This is a genomic window from Paraburkholderia sp. A1RI-2L (assembly GCF_048957375.1).
Classification (GTDB): domain Bacteria; phylum Pseudomonadota; class Gammaproteobacteria; order Burkholderiales; family Burkholderiaceae; genus Paraburkholderia.
The window spans coordinates 1,756,787-1,776,429 of sequence record NZ_JARBTA010000002.1 but is presented as its reverse complement, the minus strand read 5'-3'; the positions used below and the strand labels follow the sequence as shown (position 1 = coordinate 1,776,429).

Sequence of the window (19,643 nt, the reverse complement as noted above, 5' to 3'; positions counted from 1 at the left end):
TAGATTGGCAACACAGCCAACGAATCAATCGGAGCTCGTCGATGAATGTGAGGGACACCGCAGTTTCGGCCACCGGCGCGGGCCAATCCGACGCCCAGGCCGCGCAACTCCGTGCGCTGGTCGCGCGCTCGCGCGCTGCGCAGCAAGCGTTCGAGTTCGCCGGCCAGCAAACGCTCGATACCGCCGTTGCCGCCGCCGCGTGGGCGATCATGGAACCCGGCCGCAACCGCGAGCTGGCTGAGCAGGCGGTGCGCGACACCGGGCTCGGCAACGCGCAAGACAAGTTCCGCAAGAACTACCGCAAGACGCTCGGGCTGCTGCGCGACCTGCATGGCAAAAAGACTTGCGGCGTGATTGCGCGAGACGAGGCCACGGGCATCGTCGAGATCGCGCGCGCGGTCGGGGTGGTCGCGGCAATCACGCCATCCACGAATCCGGGCGCGACGCCCGCCAACAAGATCATCAACGCGCTCAAATGCGGCAATGCAGTGATCGTCGCGCCTTCGCCGAAGGGGCATGGCGTGTGCGAGCGGCTCATCGGCTTCATTCACGCCGAGTTCGCGAAAGCGGGGCTGGACCCGGCGCTCGTGCAAATGCTGCCCGCGCCGGTGGACAAGGCCGCCACCGCCGCGCTGATGCGCGAGGCCGACCTCGTGGTCGCGACCGGCTCCCAGGCGAACGTGCGCATGGCCTACACCAGCGGCACGCCGGCATTTGGCGTGGGTGCCGGCAATGTGGCGTCGATCGTCACGCGCACCGCGAACCTTCGCGATGCGGCGCACAAGATCGCCGCCTCGAAGACCTTCGACAACGCGACGAGTTGCTCGTCGGAGAACAGCGTTGTCATCGACGATGCCGTTTATGACGCGATGCTGCGCGAACTCGCCGCCTGCGGTGGCGTGCTGCTCGACGCGCAGCAAAAGGCGCGGCTGCAGGCGGCGATGTGGACCGACGGCAAGCTGTCGGCGCGCTGCACTGCGAAATCGGCTGCGCAGATCGCGCATAACGCCGGTCTCGACGAGGTCGCAACGCACGCGTGCGCATTCCTCATGGTGGAAGAGAGCGGCATCGGGGCGAGCCATCCGTTCTCGGGCGAGAAGCTCGCGCCCGTGCTCACGGTCTACCGCGCGCGCGATTTCAGCGACGCGGCGGACCTCGTGCGCAAGCTCTACGCGTACATGGGCGCGGGCCACTCGGTGGGCCTGCACACGGGCGAGCCGCACGAAGCCGAGACGCTCGGCGCGACGCTGCCGGTGGCGCGCGTGATCGTCAACCAGGCGCATTGCTTCGCGACCGGCGGCAACTTCGACAACGGCCTGCCGTTCTCGCTCTCGATGGGCTGCGGCACCTGGGGCCGCAACAATTTTTCGGACAATCTCGGCTTTCGCCAGTACCTGAACATCACGCGCGTGGCGTTCCCGATCGAGGAGCAGGTTCCCGAGCTCGACGCCTTGCTCGGTGACTATTTCCGGAGATTCGGCCAATGAACGCGCCCATGACGATCCGCGCGTTGATCGAGGCACGCGCCGCGCAGTATCCTGACAAGCCGTTTCTGCTGGCTGCGCCCGATGAAAGTGCTGGTGAAAGTGTCAGCCGCAACGCAGACGGCGCGATGCTAACCTTCGGCGCGCTGCTCGAACGTTGCCAGGCACTCGACCAGCGCTTTCGCGACGCCGGCCTCAAGCCGGGCGACGTCGTTTCGGTGCTGATGGGCAACGGCATCCAGACCGCCACGCTGCTGCTCGGCGCGATGTACAGCGGACTGATTGCGCATCCGCTCAATCTCCTGTGCCAGACGACCCAGCTCGCCTACGTCGTCGAGCATTCGGATACGCGGATGATCTTCACGAGCACGCAGACCAGCGGCGCGATCGCGGCGGCGCTGGCCGCGTTGCGCAAGCAGGGCGTGACGCGCGAGGTTGCGCTCGTGCAGACGGAGCCGGATGCGGTGGCGCTGCCGGTGCTGCCCGTACTGCTCGTGCCGGAACTGGCCGCCGCCGATGCTGCGAACGCCGCGTCCGGAGGGCCGGATCTCTCTCGCCCCGAACCCGCCGAAGCCGCCGGTGCCGACATCGCCTTGCTGATGTACACCTCGGGCACGACCGGCGCGCCCAAGGGCGTGCTGCTCAGTCACGAGAATCTCCATGCGAACGCGCGCAACATCAGCATCGAGCATCGCCTCGGCACCGACGATCGCGTGCTCGCCTCGCTGCCGCTCTATCACATCAACGGCCTCGTCGTGACCTTGCTCGCGCCGCTCTGGCACGCCGGATCGGTCGTGCTGCCGCCGCGCTTTTCGGCGCGCACGTTCTGGCGCGACGCCGCCCGTTACGGCTGCACCTGGATCAACGTGGTGCCGACGATCATCGCCTATCTTCTCGACGGCGACGAGCCGGACGGGCTCGACCTCGAGGCACGCGAGGCGCTCAGGGCGCTCAAGTTCTGCCGCAGCGCATCCGCCGCGCTGCCCGCCGACCACCACCGCGCGTTCGAGGCGCGCTTTGGCATCGGCGTGATCGAGACCATGGGCATGACCGAGACCGCCGCGCCGGTCTTCAGCAATCCGTATGATGTTTCGCGGCGCAGGATCGGCAGCATCGGCCTGCCTTCGGGCAGCGAGGCGCGCGTCATCGACCGCGACGGACGCGTCTGCGGCCCGCACGAGTGCGGCGAAATCGTGTTGCGCGGCGAGCAGGTCATGCGCGGCTACTACAAGCGCCACGAGGACACGGCGAAGGCATTCACCGCCGACGGCTGGCTGCGGACCGGCGACCTCGGCTATCGCGACGACGAAGGCTACTTCTACATCAACGGCCGCTCGAAAGAGCTCATCATCAAGGGCGGCGAGAACATCGCGCCGCGCGAGATCGACGAGGCGCTGCTGCGCCATCCGGGCGTGCTCGATGCCGCGGCGGTCGGCGTGCCCGATTCCGCCTACGGGCAGGAGATCGTCGCCTTCGTGGTGCCGCGCGACGCCCACTGGCAAGGCGCGCCCGACCCGGCCGATCTGCGCGCGCACTGCCTGCGCGAGCTGGGCCGCTACAAGACGCCCAAAGAGTTCCGCTTCGTGAGCGAGCTGCCGCGCGGCCCCTCGGGCAAGGTCCAGCGCCTGAAGCTCGTGACGCCCTCGGGCTGACGCGGCACGCCCATATGCAGCAGGTCGAGTGACACATAAGAGGGACTCAGGAGACGACGACATGAAACAGCACGCGCAGCGCGTGAAAACGCGCCACATTATTCTCGGCGTCATGTGTTTGATGTACTTCATTTCGTACATCGACCGCGTGAACATCGCAGTCGCGGGACCGCTCATCCGCCATGAAATGGGCCTGAGCGCGGTGCAGCTAGGGCTCGTGTTTTCCGCATTCGCGTATCCCTATGCGCTCATGCAGATCATCGGCGGCTGGCTCTCGGACAAGTTCGGGCCGAAGCTCGTGCTCACCGTGCTCTCGCTGATCTGGGGCGCGGCAACGCTGGCCACGGGCTTCGCGGGCAGCGTGGCGATGCTGGTCGGGCTGCGCTTCGCGCTCGGCGTGGGCGAGGGCGGGGCGTTTCCCACCGCCACGCGCGCGTTCACGTACTGGATGCCGGTGGGCGAGCGCGGCTTCGCGCAGGGCATCACGCACAGCTTCGCACGCCTGGGCGGCGCGGTCACGCCGCCGCTCGTGCTTGCGGTGGTGGCGACGGGCGGCTGGCGCGACGCGTTCATCCTGCTCGGCATCGTGAGCCTCATGTGGACGGTGCTCTACCTGCGCGTGTTCACCAACTCGCCGGAGCAGAACCGGCGCATTACGCCCGAGGAAACCGCGGAGATCGGCTATCGCAAGGGCGACTGCGACCGCGCCAAGCATGCGGCCACGCCGTGGCGCAAGCTCGTGCGGCGCATGTGGCTCGTCACCTTCGTGGACTTCTGCTATGGCTGGCTGCTGTGGGTCTACCTGACCTGGCTGCCGTCGTATCTGAAAGAGTCGCGCGGCTTCGACCTCAAGCACCTCGCGCTTTTCACGGCGCTGCCGCTGCTGGCCGGCGTGGTGGGCGACACGCTGGGCGGCGTGGTCTCCGACCGGCTCTTCAAGTGGACCGGCCGGCTGCGCTTTGCGCGCTGCGCGGTGCTGGTGACAGGCATGGGCGGCTCGCTCGCGTTCCTCTTGCCGATGGTGTCCGCCACCAACCCGGTGGTCGCGGTGCTGTTCCTCTCCGCTTCGTTCTTCTTCCTGGAGATCACGAATCCGGTGCTCTGGACGCTGCCGCTCGACATTGCCGGCAAGTATGCGGGCACGGCAGGCGGCATGATGAACACGGGCTTCGGCATCGCGGGGATGGTCTCGCCGGTCGTGTTCGGCTACCTCATCGAGCATACCGGCAGCTATAACGTGCCGTTCATGATCTCGGCGGGCTTGCTTGCGCTGGGCATCGTCGCCGCGCTCTTCATCGATACCTCGCGCACGGTCGAAGCCGACGAGGAGCGCGAGCGGCGCATGGGCGCGCAGGAGGCGGGCGCCTTCGCCTTCCTCGACGGCATGCCGGCGGTGCGGATCGAACGGCACACGCTGCGGCGGCCGCTGCGCTGGTGGCGTTGACCGGGTTGCATTGATGCAGTGGCGTTGGCGCAGGGGCAATGGCGGTTGGCGCGTTGACGTTGGCGCGTTGACGTTGGCATTGGACTCATCGATAGTCCGCATCTGGCACTATCCGTACCTGCTTTTGACAGCTGATACTCGAAGCAACCAGTTGGCTCGATGCGCATGGCCCGGGACAAGGGCCAGGCGCCACAGCCCAAGGAGACAAGGATGCTCAGGTATCTGATCGGAATCGGCCTTCCTTTTCTGGGTGTCATCGGCGCGCTGCCGTGGGTGGCGGCGCAGCCTGACCGCTACGTCTTTGGCGTGCCCTTCATCTACGCGTGGATCTTCTGCTGGTTTCTCCTGACCTCCGGGTGCCTGTTCCTCTGCTGGCACTTCTTTGACCGGCACCGCTACGCGAGCGAGAGCTAGCGGGCGTCAGCCGCGCAGTTGGCGCCACCGTTGGCGCCACAGCCAGTCGCGCAAACCGCCGCCGCCCGCTGCCGCCGATCCCGCCGCCCGTCCCACCGTCTCCACTCTGGAGAGCCGCGCATGTCCACACTCGTTTTCTCGCTTTTGATCGCCTTTTCGCTGTATCTCGCCATTCGCTCCCGGCGCGGCCACGGCAAGCAGAGCGTGCACGACTTCTTCGTCGCGTCGCGCCAGTTCGGCACCGCGCTCGTGTTCTTCCTGACGGCCGGCGAGATCTACAGCATCGGCACGATGGTCGGCTTTCCGGGCGGCATCTATGCGAAGGGGCCGACTTATGGCATCTGGTTCCTCGGCTACATTCTGCTTGCTTACCCCATCGGCTATTTCATCGGTCCGCGCATCTGGGAGGCCGGCAAGCAGCACAACGCCATCACGCAGGCGGATCTTTTCAAGGGCCACTATCGCAGCCGCATGCTCGAACTGATCGTCGCAGGCTCGTCCATCCTGTTCCTGATCCCCTGGGGCGAACTGCAGTTCACGGGCCTCGCCGCCGCGCTCAAGGGACTCGGCTGGCAAGTTCAGCCGGTCTGGCTGATCGTCGTTTGCGCGGCGCTCGCCTTCACCTATATCGCCATTTCCGGCGTGCGCGCCTCCGCGTGGATCGCGGTGCTCAAGGACATCTTGATGCTGCTTGCGATCGTCGTGACGGGCGTGGCCGCTGCGTGGATGGCCGGCGGCACGCACGAGGTCTTTCATGCCGCGAGCCACCAGGTGAGCAACGCCATGACGCCGCCGCAACTGCGCTTCTCCATGAGCACGATGCTGTTCCAGTCGCTCGGCTTCTACATGATGCCGTTCGCGGCGCAGAACTTCTTCACGGCGCGCGGACCGAACACCATTCGCCGCACCCAGATCGCGATGCCGCTCTACATGCTGATGTATCCGTTCCTCGTGGTGGCCTCGTACTATGCGATCAGCGCTAACCTCAAGCTCGCCTCGCCCAATGACGCGTTCTTCGCCGCCGTCGTCCATCTGCTGCCCGACTGGCTGATCGGTCTCGTCGCGGCGGGCGCCGCGCTCTCGGGGCTGCTCGTGCTGGCCGGCATCTGTCTCGCGATCGGCCCGATCGTCACGCGCAATCTCATCCCGAACCTGCCCGAGGCGCGCCAGAAGCGCGCGGCGAAATTCGTGATCGTGGCCTACCTGCTGGTGTCCATCGCCACCACGCTGCTCACGCCCAACCTCATGCTCCTGCTCATCAACCTGACGTATTACGGCGTGACGCAGTTCCTCCCCGGCATGCTGCTCCTGCTCGCCCGGCGCCGCGTGCGCCCCGGCGCGGTGGCGGCCGGCATCGTCTGCGGCCAGCTGCTCGCAATCGTGTGTTATGTGCTGCACATCGGCTTCGGCGGCATCAATCTCGGCCTCGTGTGCCTCGGCGTGAACGTGCTCGTGGTGTTCGTCATGCATGTCCTGATGCGCCCGTCCGGTGACCGCTATGCCATGCCCGATTCGCTTCACCATCATTCGTAGGAGATGAACCTCTCGATGAATCCGCACGCATCGTCTTCCACGCCGTCTGCGCCGGTCACGGTTTTCGCGGCGCGCCGCATTCTCACGCTCAATCCCGGCCAGCCGCACGCAACGCATGTGGCCGTGCGCGAGGGCCGCATTCTCGCGGTCGGCACGAGCGAGGACGCCGCGCGCTGGGAGGCGCAGTACAGCGCCTGTACGCGCGACGACACGCTGCGTGACAAGGTGCTGATGCCCGGTCTCGTGGAAGGGCATTGCCACTTGATGGAAGGCGCGGTATGGGATGCGGTCTACGTGGGCTACTACGATCGCCGCGGCCCGGACGGCACGCTGTGGCGCGGCCTGCGCACGCTCGACGCCGTGCTGGAGCGCCTCGCGCAAGCCGAGCGCGCGATGACCGAAGATGGCCCGTTGCTCGCGTGGGGCTTCGATCCGATCTACTTCGGCGCGGCGCGCCTCACGACGCGCGAGCTCGACACGGTCTCGGCCACTCGCCCGATTGCGATCCTCCATGCGAGCGTGCATTTGATGAACGTGAACAGCGCGATGCTCGCGCTCGCGGGCATCGACGAGGACACCGACGTGGACGGCATCGCGCGCGACGCGCACGGCCAGCCGACGGGCGAACTGCAGGAGTTCGCCGCGATGTTCCCGGTCTACCAGGTGATTGGCGGCAAGCTCGCGATCGCGGCCAGCGAAAAGCCGCACGCGGTCTGGAATTTCGGCCGCGTCGCGCAGCTCGCGGGCGTCACCACGGCCACCGATCTCGTGAACGACCTCTCGCCGCTGGGCAATGAGACGCTGCAAAGCGTGACCGCCGACCCGGATTACCCGGTGCGCATCGTGCCCGCGTTCGCGCCGCAGCGTAATCCCGCCCAAGGCGCAGCCGGCGTGCTGGAAGCGATCAAGGGCAATACCGACAAGCTGCGCTTCGGGCCGGTGAAGTTCATCGTCGACGGTTCGATCCAGGGCTTCACGGCGCGCGTGCGCTGGCCCGGCTACGCGGGCGGGCAGCCCAACGGCCTGTGGCTGATTCCGCCGGAGCGGCTGGTCGAGGTGTTCGAGCCGTACCATTGCGCGGGGCTGCAACTGCATATTCACACCAATGGCGACGAAGCCACCGAGGTCGTGATCGACGCGCTCGCGACGCTGCTCGCGCGGCACCCGCGGCCCGATCACCGGCACACGCTGCAGCACTGCCAGATGGCGGATGCCGCGCAATTGCGGCGCATCCGCGCGCTGGGCCTGTGCGTGAACTTCTTCGCCAACCATCTCTACTACTGGGGCGATGCGCACTACAGCCAGACCATGGGCCCGGACCGCGCCAACCGCATGGACCCGGCCGGCTCGGCGCAGCGCATGGGCATTCCCTACGCATTGCATTCGGATGCGCCCATCACGGCGTTGAGCCCGCTCTTCACGGCATGGTGCGCGGTGCGGCGCGAGACGGCGTCGGGGCGCGTGCTCGGCGAGGCCGAGCGGATCACCGTCGACGAGGCGCTGCACGCGATCACGCTAGGCGCGGCTTATACGCTGCGGCTCGATCATCTGATCGGCAGCGTCGAGGTGGGCAAGTTCGCCGATTTCGCGGTGCTCGACGAAGACCCCAGCACCTGCGCGCCCGAGCGCCTGAAAGATGTGCCGGTGTGGGGCACGGTGCTTGGCGGGCGCATCATGCGCGCCCCACGATGATGAACGCCCGCGACACACCATCGAATGCGCGCGCGCCGATCGACCTCGCGGTGATCGGCGGCTATCTCGGCGCGGGCAAGACCACGGTGGTCAATCACTTGCTGGAGGCGCCGCATGGCAAGCGCATCGCGGTGCTCGTGAACGACTTCGGCTCGGTGAACATCGACGGCCGGCTCATTCGCGCGCGCAGCGAAGACGTGATCGAACTCGACAACGGCTGCATTTGCTGCACCATCGGCGGCGCGCTCGCCGACGCGCTCGCGCGTCTGGCCGCACGCGAAGCGCGTCCGGACCTGCTGCTGATCGAGGCGAGCGGCGTGTCGGACCCGGCCAAGATCGCCCAGGTGGGCTTGCTCAACGGCGCGTTTCGCCTTACGGCCGTGCTCGTCGTGGTGGACGCGCCCGAGCTCGTGCGCACGCTGGTCGATCCGTTGGTGGGCGCGATGGCGCAGCAGCAGATCGATAGCGCGAGCGCGGTGATCGTCACCAAGCTCGATCTCGTTGCGCCCGAGTCGCGCGAGCGCGCGGTCTCGGACGTGCGCGCGCTCGCGGCCACCGACATCGTCGTGGCCGCCGATCACGGGCGCGTGCCGCCCGCGCTGCTATTCGACGCGAGCGTGCCGCAAACGCTGGCGCTCGCCGACGCGAGGCGCTGGCAGCACCAGCCGATCGGGTCGGGCGCCGGCGCGTTCCCGAGCTTTGCAAGCGTGACGCTGGCCGCGCCCGATGTGCTGGACAAGGCGCGTCTGCGTGCGTGGCTCAAGGCGCTGCCGCGCACGATCCTGCGCGCGAAGGGCTTCGTGCGCGTGGCCGATACCGAGGGCGGCGTCAGCACGCGCGTGTGCCAGGTCGCGGCCCGCCGGCTGCGCATGACGCCGCCCACCCAGGGCGAGCAGACGGCGGGCGGCGAGGAGGGCGTGCTCGTCTTCATCGGCTTCATCGATTCGGAAACCGAATCAATCCTGCGTGACGGACTGCTCGCATGCCGCCAGACGGCGCGGCATGCCGCTCATTGATGGCAGTCACTGAAGCCAATCACCACAGCCAATCACCGCAGCCAATCACGGATGGCGCTCGCCGAAACCGTTCACCGCGCCCCGCTCATCGCCATGGGCCGCGAATGACGATGGCGGCCCATCCACATGGCCGAGAGCGCGCTCACGAGACCCGCGAACATCGTATAGACGCAGATGAGCCACGGATCGCCGCCATTGCGCTGCAAAAGCCACGTCGCGATGATCGGGCTGATGCCGCTCGCGAAGATGCCCGAGAACTGATAGACGAACGAGATGCCGGAATAGCGCACGTTCGCGTCGAACAACTCCGCGAACAGCGCCGCTTCCGGCCCATACACGGAAGCGTAGATCACGCCGAGCGGAATGATCACGGCAATCCACACGAGCACGGGCGAGCCGCCGGCATGCTTCATGAGCCAGAAGCCGAAGAACGACGAAAAGCCCGTGAACAACGAGCCCCAGAAGTAAATGCGCGTTCTGCCGATGCGGTCCGAGAGGCGGCCGAAGAACGGGATCGTGAAGATCATCGTGAAGGCAGCGGCCATCACGGCGAGCAGGGCGTCGGTGCGCGAGAGCTTGATGGTCTGCGTGAGGTAGGCAATCGTGAACACGGCGAACACGTTGAAGAATACGCCGTCGATAAAGCGCGCGCCCATGCCCGCGAGCACATTGCCGGGATAGCGGCCGAGCACCTCGAAGATCGGAACGCGGATCTCCGCGCCTTGTTGCTTCACGCGTTCGAATTCGGGAGTTTCCAGCACGCGCAGGCGGATATACATGCCGATGGCCACCAGCGCGAACGAAAGGAAGAATGCGAGCCGCCAGCCCCACGCGAGAAACTGCGCATTGCTGAGCGTCGAAGAAAGCAGCGCGACTACGCCCGAGGCGAGGCACAGCCCGATCGCGAGGCCGATTTGCGGAATGCTCGCGTAAAAGCCGCGCTTGTCTTCGGGCGCGTATTCGAACGACATCAGCACCGCGCCGCCCCATTCGCCGCCCAGACCGAGACCTTGCGCGACGCGCAGGATCAGCAGCAGCGCGGGCGCCCAGAGACCGATCTGCGCGAAGGTCGGCACGGTGCCGATCAAGACCGTCGCCACGCCCATGATCGAAAGCGTCAGGATCAGCATGCTCTTGCGCCCGAGCCGGTCGCCGAAGTGGCCGAACACGATGCCGCCGAGCGGGCGGCTCAGAAAACCCACCGCGAAGGTGCCGTAGGCGAGCATGGTCGAAATGAGGGGATCGCCGCTCGGGAAATACAGCTTGTTGAACACGATGCCGGCGACGACGCCGTAGAGGAAAAAGTCGTACCACTCGATCGTCGCGCCAATCAGGCTCGCGACTACCACGCGCCTCATCTGCGTGGCGTCGGTGCGGGGCAATGCGTTCATAGGGCTATCTCCTTTGTGGGCGCACCTGGTGCGGTGCGGTTCCTTGAAATGCCGGCGGGTTCGTTAGCGATCCTTTATTTTTGGTACGGACAACCTGTTGCTGCTGCGCTTTTCTGCGTCAGGAGTGCGCCTCGGCGTACGCCTGTTGCGGCGCGGCGAGGGCGGGGTGATCTTCGAGAATCATGTCGGCGGCTTTCTCCGCGATCATGATCACGGGGGCGTTGGTGTTGCCCGAGACGAGCTCTGGCATGATCGATGCGTCAACCACCCGCAGCGCGGCGATGCCATGCACGCGCAGGCGCTCGTCGACGACCGCCATCGCGTCGCCGCCCATCTTGCAGGTTCCGGCCGGGTGATAGATCGACTGGCTGAAGCGGCGCGCGGCGTCCAGCAATTCGTCATCGGTCTGGTACTGCTCGCCCGGCACGAACTCGGAAATGATGTGGGGCGCGAGCGAAGGCGCGGCGGCAATGCGGCGCGCCACCCGTATGCCGTCGATCACGACCGGATGATCGCGCGGATCGGACAGATAGTTGGCGCGAATCGCGGGGTACTGGAGCGGATCGGCCGAAGCGATTTCCACGCTACCCCGGCTATAAGGCCGAAGCTGGCAGACCGACGCCGTGAACGCCGAGAACGGATGCGCGCCCTGGCCCGGCTTGTCGGCGCTCAGCGGCTGCATGTGGAACTGGATGTCCGGGCGCTCGACCGTGGGGTTCGAGCGCGTGAAGATGGCCACCTGGCTTGCGGCCAGCGTGAGCGGCCCGGTGCGCCAGAGCGCGTACTGCAGGCCGATCCACGCCTTGCGCAACGGGTGGTTGACCTCGTCGTTGAGCGTGCGTTCGCGGGTGCGGAACACGAGCCGCACCTGGAGATGGTCCTGGAGATTCTGGCCCACGCCGGCCAGGTCATGCAGCACCGGCACGCCGGCCTTGTCCAGCACGCGCGAGGGGCCGATGCCCGACAGTTGCAGAAGCTGCGGCGAGCCGATCGCACCGGAGGCCACGATGACTTCGACGCGCGCCCGCGCGCGCTTGCGCACGCCGCCTTGCAAATACTCCACGCCCACCGCGCGGCGTCCTTCGAACAGAATCCGGCACGCCTGCGCCCGCGTTTCCACGCTCAGATTGCTGCGTTTGCGCGCGGGCTTGAGAAAGCCCTTCGCGGTGCTCCATCGAAAGCCCTTGTACGCCGTCTGCTGGAAGTAGCCCACGCCTTCCTGGACCGCGCCGTTGTAGTCGTCGTTGAACGGGATGCCGGTTTCCTGCGCAGCCGCGATGAAGTGATCGGCGATGGGCCGGCGCAGGCGCAGGTCGGACACCTTGAGCGGACCGCCCACGCCATGCCAGTCGTTCGCGCCGCGCTCCTGATCCTCGGACTTCTTGAAGTAAGGGAGGATTTCCGCGTAACTCCAGCCGCGATTGCCCAGCGCCGCCCACCCGTCGTAGTCCTCGCGCTGTCCGCGCACGTAAAGCAGGCCGTTGAGCGAACTCGATCCGCCCAGCACCTTGCCGCGCGGCCAGTCGATCTGGCGGCCCGCCACGGCTTCGTCCGCTTCCGTGCGATAGCACCAGTCGAGTTTGGGGTCGTGCATGGTCTTGAAATAGCCGACCGGCACGTGAATCCACGGATTGTTGTCCTCGCCGCCCGCTTCGAGCAGCAGCACGGCGTTGCGCGGATCGGCGCTGAGCCGGTTGGCCAGCACGCACCCGGCCGATCCGGCGCCGACGATCAGGTAGTCGACCTCGTGGTCCATGAATCCCGTCTCCTCGAAATCCCGGAGCGGCACGACGTACATGCCGCGCCGCTGTTTTCGGACCAATGTCGTGGATGGAGAGGACGACCGCAAGCGCCAATCGCGCGCACTGGCCGAAAGTGAAACGAAAACTGCCGAAACGGGATCAGAATTCCATCGGGTAGCGCGCAGGCTTCGCCGCCGAAGTGGCGGCGCACCTGCATCCGATCACGGCAGCTTAGGGCAAAGACAGCCCCTGGAGCAGGGGCGCGAGCTTGCTCGCCGTTTGCTTCATGCGCTCCACCGACTCCAGCAGCTCTTCGAGCGTGGCGCGCGCGGTGGGCGCATGCACGGCGAGCGCGGCCAGCACGCGCTTGCTGTCGGGTTCGCGCACCGGCACCGCAATCGCGACCATGCCGCGCACGAACTCTTCGTTGTCGATGCCGATGCCGCGCACCGCCAGCTGTTCGAGTTCGGCCGCGAGCGCCTTCGGCGTCGTCAGGGTGCGATGCGTCATCTTTGTCAGCACGAGGCGTTCGAGCAATGTGTTGCGCTCAAGCACCGTCATCTGCGAGAGAAACAGCTTGCCGCTCGCGGTGCAGTGCAGCGGCACGTGCATGCCCGGACGCATCTCCATGCGCAGCGGCTCCGTGGTTTCGACGCGCTCGATGTAGAGCACGCGGTCGCCGTCGAGCGCGGTGAGATTGCAGGTTTCGCCGAGCGTTTCCACGAGCGCGCGCAGCAGGACGCGGCACGAGCGCGTGAAGGTATTGTTGGCGAGCGTGGCGAGCGCGAGCTGCGCCGCGCGCGGCCCCAGCGCGATGCTGCGGTCGTGCCCGCGCGAATCGGGCATGTGGATCACGTAGCCGCGCGCTTCCAGCGAATCGATGAGCCGCAGCAGCGTCGCCTTCGGGATATGCAGCCGCGCGGACAACTGCGAGAGCGTATACGGCTGGCCCGCCGAGGCCAGTTGCTCGATCACCACGAGCGCGCGCAGCACGCGAGCGTCGTCGGTCGCCGATTCTTCGCGCAGAGCAGGGGTGCTGCTGTGGGCTCTGCTGGGTCCGCTGATTGGTGCGCTCTCAGGCGCGGTGCTGCGCATCGGTCTCCTCCATAAGGGGCGTGCCAAAGCATCCGGCATACGCGGAAATGAAACGAATTGTTCGAGTTTTGCCGCCTTTTTCAGTATCGACGGAAAGTTCACGCGGTTATCTAGCGGATTACCCGAATACGCCCTGCGGTTTTCGCGCGCTGTACCAGGCGATACTGGACCACTGGCTCTACCTGCGCCATGCGCGTCTGCCTAGAATTTTTCCAACAGAGCGAAAAATGAAGACAGGAGACAAGCATGACGAACACGCAGTCGGCAGCACCCGCTCTCGCAACCGTCTTCACGAAAATTGTGGAGGGTTGATCATGGGATACAGCACCGTCGATCCCGCGGTATCCGGCTTTGTTGCGCGGAACGCCGCTTCTACCAAGTACGACCCCACTTACGACCCACTCGTGTCGCCAGGCCCGGGCATCGGCAAGGACTATGCGCCGACCTACTGGGTCGCGACCGCCGGCAGCCCGCCGCCCGACGACGGCCCGGTCACCAAGGATCTCGACGTGGACGTCGCGATCATCGGCGCGGGGTATACGGGGCTCGCCACCGCGCTGTGCCTCGCGCGCGAGCACGGCATCAAGGCCGTCGTGCTGGAAGCGAACCGCACCAGTTGGGGCTGCAGCAGCCGCAACGGCGGACAGGGGCAGAATGCCTCGGGACGCCTCTCGCGCTCGCAATGGATCGAGCGCTGGGGCAAGGACGTCGCGCTGAAAATGCACGACGAGATCCAGCAGGGCTTCGATCACTTCAAGCAACTGGTCTCTGAAATCGACTGCGATCCGCAGCCGGGCGGCCACTTCCTGATCGCGCACCGGCCCCGCATCATGGCCAAGCTCGCCGCCGAGGCGAAGGTGTGGAAGGACGTGTTCGGCTACCCGTCGGAGCTGCTGAGCGCCGAAACCTTCCGCCGCGAATTCATCAACGACCATGAGGCGGCCGGCGCGCTGCACGAGCCCGAAGGGATCGGCATCCATGCGCTGAAGCTCGCGTTCGGCTATCTGCGCCTCGCACGCGCAGCGGGCGCCAGGGTCCACACGAGCAGTCCGGTGATGGGGTGGGAGACCATCAACGGCGTGCATCATCTGCGCACGCCGGGCGGCATCGTGCGGGCGCGCGCGGTGGGCATCGCGACCGGCGCGTACACGGCGCAGACGTTGCATCCCACGCTGCATAGCAAGATCATGCCGATCCTCTCGAACTCGATGGTCACGCGCGTGCTCACCGATGCCGAGATCGCGGCCTGCAATTTCCGCACGACCCAGGTGCTCACGGACACGCGCACGCTGCGCTTTTACTATCGCTTCCTGCCCGATCGCCGGCTGCAAATCGGCAGCCGCAGCGCGATCACCGGCGAGGACGCGCCGAATCCGCGCCATCTCGATCTGCTCAAGGAAGGCATGGCGCGCAAATTCCCGGCGCTGCGCGGCGTGGACATCGACTACTCGTGGTGGGGCTGGGTCGACGTGAGCCACGACATGATGCCCCGTGTGTGCCAGCCCGATCCCCGGCAATCGGTGTTTTACGCACTCGGCTACGGCGGCAATGGCGTGTCATATTCGCAGCAGGCGGGGCGGCGGCTGGCCGAGCGCATCGCGGGCAAGGGCGCGCAGCAAACTTTGCCGATTTTCACCACGCCGCTGCCTGGCCACCTGTTCGCGCCGTTCAGGCGCATCGGCCAGCGCATGCTTTATCTGCAGTACTTCAGGCGCGACGAGAAAGCCTGAACTGCGGGCCTGAAGAGCGGGCCCGAGCGGCGGCTAGGCCGTCAATCTGCGGACGATCCACGGAAATTACGTTCGGATCGCGAAGCAAATAATCACCGAATGACCTCACTCCGGGCGGCGCGCAAAGCGCGCCGCACCGTATTCATACAAACCCGGAGTTGAATCTCAGGAGACGATATGCAACCTTCTATGGATAACCAGGAACTGAAATGCGGCCTCAAGCAGCGCCACATGACGATGATCGCGCTAGGCGGGGTCATCGGCGCGGGCCTGTTCGTTGGCAGCGGCGTTGTGATCCAGCAGACCGGACCCGCCGCCGTGCTCTCGTTCCTCATCACCGGCGGCCTCGTGGTGCTGGTGATGCGCATGCTTGGCGAAATGGCCTGCGCGATGCCCGCGGTCGGCTCGTTCTACGAATATGCGCGGCTCGCGTTCGCCACCTGGCGCGGTCCCGGCAAGCTCGCCGGCTTTCTCACGGGCTGGATGTACTGGTATTTCTGGGTGATCGTGGTGGCCGTAGAAGCGGTGGCGGGCGCGAAGCTCGTGCAGTTCTGGCTACCCGATGCGCCAGCCTGGATCATCAGTCTCGTGCTGCTCGTTCTGTTGAGCGCGACGAACCTGATCTCGGTGGGCAGCTACGGCGAGTTCGAGTTCTGGTTCTCCTCGATCAAGGTGGCGGCCATCATCGTCTTCCTGTTTCTTGGCGGGCTCTATGTGCTCGGGCTGTGGCCTGCGTCGCTGCACACGACCGCCGTGCTGCCGACGCTGCTCGGTCATGGCGGCCTCATGCCGAAGGGCATCGGGCCAGTATTGAGCGGCGCGGTCGCGGCAACGGGTTTTTACTTCGGTGCGGAAATCGTCACGATTGCGGCAGCGGAAGCGCGCGAGCCGGCCAAGGCCGTCGCGAAGGCCACCAATTCGGTCATCACGCGCGTGCTGGTGTTCTACGTGGGCTCCGTGCTGCTGGTGGTCGCGCTCGTGCCGTGGAATTCGGCGCGCATGGCCACGCCCTATGTGAGCGCGCTCGAAGTCATGGGCCTGCCGGCCGCCGCGAACATCATGAACGCGATCGTGCTGACCGCCGTGCTTTCGGCGCTCAACTCGGGACTCTATGCGGCCTCGCGCATGCTGTTCGCGCTGACCCGCCACGGCGATGCGCCCGCCGCGCTCGCCAAGGTGAACCGCCGCGGCGTGCCGGTGCGCGCGATCCTGCTCGGCACCGTGTTCGGCTATATCTCGGTCGTGATGTCGTATGTGTCGCCCGATACGGTGTTCGCGTTTCTCGTCAACTCGTATGGCACGGTCGCGATCTTTGTTTATCTGCTGATCGCCTTGTCGCAACTGCGCCTGCGCAAGCGCCTCGATCCGGCGGCAGTCGGCGAGCTGCGCGTGCGGATGTGGTGCTTCCCGTACCTCACGTGGGTCGCGATTATCGGTATGGTGGGAATTCTGGTGGCGATGGCGTTCATTCCCGAGCAGCGCAAGCCGCTCTGGCTCGGCGTCGCGAGCCTCGCGGTGCTGCTCGTGACCTATGCGTGGCTGCATCGCCGCGCAAGGGCGCGCGAGCGCGCACTCGATTACGGCGCGGGCTTTGCAAAGTTGTCGCATGCCGGCGGCGCTGGAAACTTTGGCGAATGAGGCCGATGAATGAGCCGGAACGCAAGCGAGACGAAAGGGAGAACACCATGACGACGGAACGCGCGATGGAAGGGCCGGACCGCATCGTGTCGGTGCGCGAGCGCTTCGGCTTCGATTCGAATCTGATGGTGCCGGCGTTCAGCGAACGCGACGCCCATGTGCCCGACCTCGACGAAGCCTACCGTTTCAACCCCGAGGTCACGCTCGCGATTCTGGCCGGCTTCACGCGCAACCGGCGCGTGATGGTGCAGGGCTTGCACGGCACGGGCAAGTCCACGCATATCGAGCAGGTCGCGGCGCGCCTGAACTGGCCGTGCGTGCGCGTGAATCTCGACGGCCACATCAGCCGCCTCGATCTGGTCGGCAAGGACGCCATCGTGGTGCGCGACGGCCGCCAGGTCACGGAGTTTCAGGAGGGCATCGTGCCGTGGGCGCTGCAGCGTCCGGTGGCGCTGATCTTCGACGAATACGACGCGGGCCGCCCCGACGTGATGTTCGTCATCCAGCGCATTCTCGAGAGGGACGGCAACTTCACGCTGCTCGACCAGAATCGCGTGATCCGTCCGCATCCGCACTTCCGCCTGTTCGCGACGACCAACACGGTTGGCCTCGGCAATCTCAACGGCCTCTATCACGGCACGCAGATGCTCAATCACGCGCAGATGGATCGCTGGAACGTGGTCGCCACGCTCAATTACCTGCCGCGCGAGGAGGAGGCCGGCATCGTGCTCGCGCGCGTGCCGGAAATGGCCGATGAGGCCGGCCGGCAACTCGTCGATTCGATGATCAGCATGGCGGCGCTCACACGCAAGGGATTCGCGAGCGGCGATCTTTCCACGCTGATGTCGCCGCGCACGGTCATCGACTGGGCCGAGAACTGCCAGATTTTCCGCGATCCCGCGCTGGCCTTCCGGCTCACCTTCCTGAACAAATGCGATGAGGCGGAACGGCCCATCGTGGCCGAGTACTACCAGCGCTGCTTCGATGTCGAACTCGGCGGCGCGGGCGGCGACGAGCCGGAGCCGCGCACGTGACGACCGCACCCACGCCCGAAGCCGTGCGCGCCGCGCTGCGGCACGAGGCGCTCTGCGCGGCCGCCGTGCGCGCGCTCACCGGCGACGCCGCGCTCCACTATCGCGGCGGCCGGCTGTGCCGCGAGTTGCGGCCGCTTGCGCTGCATGCCCCGCATCTGCGCAGCAACGCCTACCAGGACGATTTCCCCTCGCAGCGCGGCGCGGCCGACGCCGCCGCGCTGCGGCTGCTCCATTCCGATGCCGCGCTGCACCGGGCGCTGTGTCCCGAGGACGCCATCGAGCGCCTGTTGTTCGAGCTATTCGAGCAGGTGCGCTGCGAGGCATGCCTGCCGCCGGGCATGCCGGGACTCGCGCAGAACCTGCGGCACCGCTTCGAAACGTGGTCGCGCGCCTGGTGCCGCTCAGGCATGAGCGAGGGCCACCTCGGCATCCTGCTCTATACGGTCGCGCAGATCGTGTGGTCGCGCGTGACTGGCTGGCCCGTGCTCGAAGACACCGAGGATTTGATCGAGGCGACGCGTGCCGGCATCGTGCCGGCGATCGGCGTCCAGCTTGCCGGGCTGCGCGCGAACCGCGCCGACCAGCGCGCCTACGCAGTGCATGCGCTGGAACTGGCGCGGCGCATCGCGTCGATGCTCGACGACGCGCGCGCGGCGCGCGCCCAGGACGACGACAGCGAAGCCCGCGCGCCCGACGACGCATTGACGTCGTTCTCGCTCTGGGTCGACTTCGACGAAACCAGCGTCGAGCTGCCCGCGCTCGCGACCACCGGCACGAGCCGCGTGCTGGCCGATGCGACGGACGGCTATCGCGCCTACACCACGCAGTACGACCGCGAGATCCGCCCCGCGGCGCACGTCCGCGAGGCGCTGCTGCGCGAGTATCGCGAGCGGCTCGACGGGCGCATCGCCGCTTGCAACATCAACGTCGCGCGGCTCGCGCGCGTGCTGCAGATGGCGATTGCGGTGCCGCAGCGCGACGGCTGGCTGTTCGGCGAGGAAGACGGCCGCATCGACGGCCGGCGCCTTGCGCAAGTCGTCAGCTCGCCGGCCGAGCGGCGCGTGTTCAAACAGGAGCGCTTCGAGCCGCGCAGCGATTGCGTGGTGGGCTTCCTGATCGATTGCTCGGGGTCCATGAAGGCGCATATCGAGCCGGTCGCGATGATGGCCGATCTGCTCGCACGCGCGTGCGAGCAGGCGGGCATCGCCACCGAGGTGCTCGGCTTCACGACGCAGGCCTGGAACGGCGGGCGCGCGCGGGCGGACTGGCTCGCCAACGGGCGGCCGCCGCATCCGGGACGCCTGAACGAGACCTGCCACATGGTGTTCAAATCCGCCGACGAAAGCTGGCGCCGCGCGCGCCCGGCCATCGCCGCGCTGCTCAAGGCGGACCTGTTTCGCGAGGGCGTGGACGGCGAGGCCGTCGAATGGGCATGCGCGCGGCTCGCGAGCCGCACTGAGGCGCGCCGCATTCTCGTGGTGGTCTCGGACGGCAGCCCGATGGACACGGCCACGGCGCAAATGAACGACGCCTTCTACCTGGACAATCACCTGAAAGAAGTAGTGGCGAAGCACGAGGCCATGCGCGACGTCGATGTGATCGGACTGGGCGTGGGGCTGGATCTCAGCCCGTACTACTCGTACTGCGTAGCAATCGACTCGGGCGAGGCGCTCGACATGGCGCGGCTGATCGGTCTTGCGCGATGGATCGGGCGCTGCCAGGCGGCCCACTCGGTCTGACACTTCGGTATGACACTTGGTCTGCTGATATTCGGTCCG

General features: G+C 66.7%; 14 protein-coding genes. 11 read left to right on the top strand and 3 right to left on the bottom strand.

The window, feature by feature from the left end; all coding sequences use genetic code 11:
- Nucleotides 1–41: 41 nt before the first annotated feature.
- From sauS to PWP93_RS22885, 7 genes are all read left to right on the top strand, one after another.
- Nucleotides 42–1,487: an acylating sulfoacetaldehyde dehydrogenase gene (sauS, locus tag PWP93_RS22915; protein ID WP_421046070.1), complete on the top strand. Its 1,446-nt coding sequence runs from the start codon at nt 42–44 to the stop codon at nt 1,485–1,487.
- The gene (locus PWP93_RS22910; RefSeq protein WP_421046069.1) at nt 1,484–3,136 is read left to right on the top strand and encodes an AMP-binding protein; all 1,653 of its coding nucleotides are present in this window, start codon (nt 1,484–1,486) and stop codon (nt 3,134–3,136) included. Before sauS ends, PWP93_RS22910 begins: the two co-directional genes overlap by 4 nt.
- A 61-nt stretch (nt 3,137–3,197) precedes the next feature.
- Nucleotides 3,198–4,580 (top strand): MFS transporter, encoded by a 1,383-nt coding sequence (locus PWP93_RS22905; protein WP_421046068.1) that lies wholly within the window; start codon nt 3,198–3,200, stop codon nt 4,578–4,580.
- Nucleotides 4,581–4,790: 210 nt separating this feature from the next.
- Entirely contained in the window at nt 4,791–4,994 is a 204-nt protein-coding gene (locus PWP93_RS22900; protein WP_421046067.1) for a DUF3311 domain-containing protein, read from the top strand.
- A gap of 120 nt (nt 4,995–5,114) precedes the next feature.
- Nucleotides 5,115–6,527 (top strand): sodium:solute symporter family protein, encoded by a 1,413-nt coding sequence (locus PWP93_RS22895; RefSeq protein WP_421046066.1) that lies wholly within the window; start codon nt 5,115–5,117, stop codon nt 6,525–6,527.
- Nucleotides 6,528–6,542: 15 nt separating this feature from the next.
- Entirely contained in the window at nt 6,543–8,219 is a 1,677-nt protein-coding gene (locus PWP93_RS22890) for an amidohydrolase (RefSeq protein WP_421046065.1), read from the top strand.
- Nucleotides 8,216–9,235, top strand: coding sequence for a CobW family GTP-binding protein (locus PWP93_RS22885; RefSeq protein ID WP_421046064.1), 1,020 nt, complete (start codon nt 8,216–8,218; stop codon nt 9,233–9,235). Before PWP93_RS22890 ends, PWP93_RS22885 begins: the two co-directional genes overlap by 4 nt.
- A gap of 71 nt (nt 9,236–9,306) precedes the next feature.
- Here the strand turns inward: PWP93_RS22885 and PWP93_RS22880 are convergent, their stop codons facing one another.
- From PWP93_RS22880 to PWP93_RS22870, 3 genes are all read right to left on the bottom strand, one after another.
- On the bottom strand, nt 9,307–10,626 hold the full coding sequence (locus PWP93_RS22880) for an MFS transporter (RefSeq protein WP_421025435.1): 1,320 nt from the start codon (nt 10,624–10,626) through the stop codon (nt 9,307–9,309).
- A 118-nt stretch (nt 10,627–10,744) separates the two neighbouring features.
- A complete protein-coding gene (locus PWP93_RS22875; RefSeq protein ID WP_421025434.1) occupies nt 10,745–12,382 on the bottom strand; it encodes a GMC family oxidoreductase in 1,638 nt (545 codons plus the stop codon).
- A gap of 217 nt (nt 12,383–12,599) precedes the next feature.
- Nucleotides 12,600–13,463 carry an IclR family transcriptional regulator gene (locus tag PWP93_RS22870; RefSeq protein WP_421046063.1) on the bottom strand — a complete coding sequence of 288 codons (864 nt, stop codon included), beginning with the start codon at nt 13,461–13,463 and terminating at the stop codon, nt 12,600–12,602.
- Nucleotides 13,464–13,777: 314 nt separating this feature from the next.
- On the opposite strand from PWP93_RS22870, the gene PWP93_RS22865 reads away from it, so the two are divergent.
- The 4 genes from PWP93_RS22865 (at nt 13,778) to PWP93_RS22850 (ending at nt 19,604) form a co-directional block, all read left to right on the top strand.
- Nucleotides 13,778–15,193 carry an NAD(P)/FAD-dependent oxidoreductase gene (locus tag PWP93_RS22865; protein WP_421046062.1) on the top strand — a complete coding sequence of 472 codons (1,416 nt, stop codon included), beginning with the start codon at nt 13,778–13,780 and terminating at the stop codon, nt 15,191–15,193.
- A 177-nt stretch (nt 15,194–15,370) separates the two neighbouring features.
- Complete coding sequence (locus PWP93_RS22860; RefSeq protein WP_421025431.1) at nt 15,371–16,831, top strand: amino acid permease; 1,461 nt, start codon at nt 15,371–15,373, stop codon at nt 16,829–16,831.
- Nucleotides 16,832–16,878: 47 nt separating this feature from the next.
- The gene (locus PWP93_RS22855; RefSeq protein WP_421046061.1) at nt 16,879–17,865 is read left to right on the top strand and encodes an AAA family ATPase; all 987 of its coding nucleotides are present in this window, start codon (nt 16,879–16,881) and stop codon (nt 17,863–17,865) included.
- On the top strand, nt 17,862–19,604 hold the full coding sequence (locus PWP93_RS22850; RefSeq protein ID WP_421046060.1) for a cobaltochelatase CobT-related protein: 1,743 nt from the start codon (nt 17,862–17,864) through the stop codon (nt 19,602–19,604). The genes PWP93_RS22855 and PWP93_RS22850 overlap by 4 nt, the downstream gene beginning before the upstream one ends.
- Nucleotides 19,605–19,643 lie beyond the last annotated feature (39 nt).

Coding starts and splice junctions, on each gene's coding strand:
- sauS (WP_421046070.1), top strand. CDS start 42: ATGAATGTGAGGGACACCGCAGTTTCGGCCACCGGCGCGGGCCAATCC.
- PWP93_RS22875 (WP_421025434.1), bottom strand. CDS start 12,382: ATGGACCACGAGGTCGACTACCTGATCGTCGGCGCCGGATCGGCCGGG.
- PWP93_RS22890 (WP_421046065.1), top strand. CDS start 6,543: ATGAATCCGCACGCATCGTCTTCCACGCCGTCTGCGCCGGTCACGGTT.
- PWP93_RS22865 (WP_421046062.1), top strand. CDS start 13,778: ATGGGATACAGCACCGTCGATCCCGCGGTATCCGGCTTTGTTGCGCGG.
- PWP93_RS22880 (WP_421025435.1), bottom strand. CDS start 10,626: ATGAACGCATTGCCCCGCACCGACGCCACGCAGATGAGGCGCGTGGTA.
- PWP93_RS22855 (WP_421046061.1), top strand. CDS start 16,879: ATGACGACGGAACGCGCGATGGAAGGGCCGGACCGCATCGTGTCGGTG.
- PWP93_RS22895 (WP_421046066.1), top strand. CDS start 5,115: ATGTCCACACTCGTTTTCTCGCTTTTGATCGCCTTTTCGCTGTATCTC.
- PWP93_RS22860 (WP_421025431.1), top strand. CDS start 15,371: ATGCAACCTTCTATGGATAACCAGGAACTGAAATGCGGCCTCAAGCAG.
- PWP93_RS22885 (WP_421046064.1), top strand. CDS start 8,216: ATGATGAACGCCCGCGACACACCATCGAATGCGCGCGCGCCGATCGAC.
- PWP93_RS22900 (WP_421046067.1), top strand. CDS start 4,791: ATGCTCAGGTATCTGATCGGAATCGGCCTTCCTTTTCTGGGTGTCATC.
- PWP93_RS22905 (WP_421046068.1), top strand. CDS start 3,198: ATGAAACAGCACGCGCAGCGCGTGAAAACGCGCCACATTATTCTCGGC.
- PWP93_RS22870 (WP_421046063.1), bottom strand. CDS start 13,463: ATGCGCAGCACCGCGCCTGAGAGCGCACCAATCAGCGGACCCAGCAGA.
- PWP93_RS22910 (WP_421046069.1), top strand. CDS start 1,484: ATGAACGCGCCCATGACGATCCGCGCGTTGATCGAGGCACGCGCCGCG.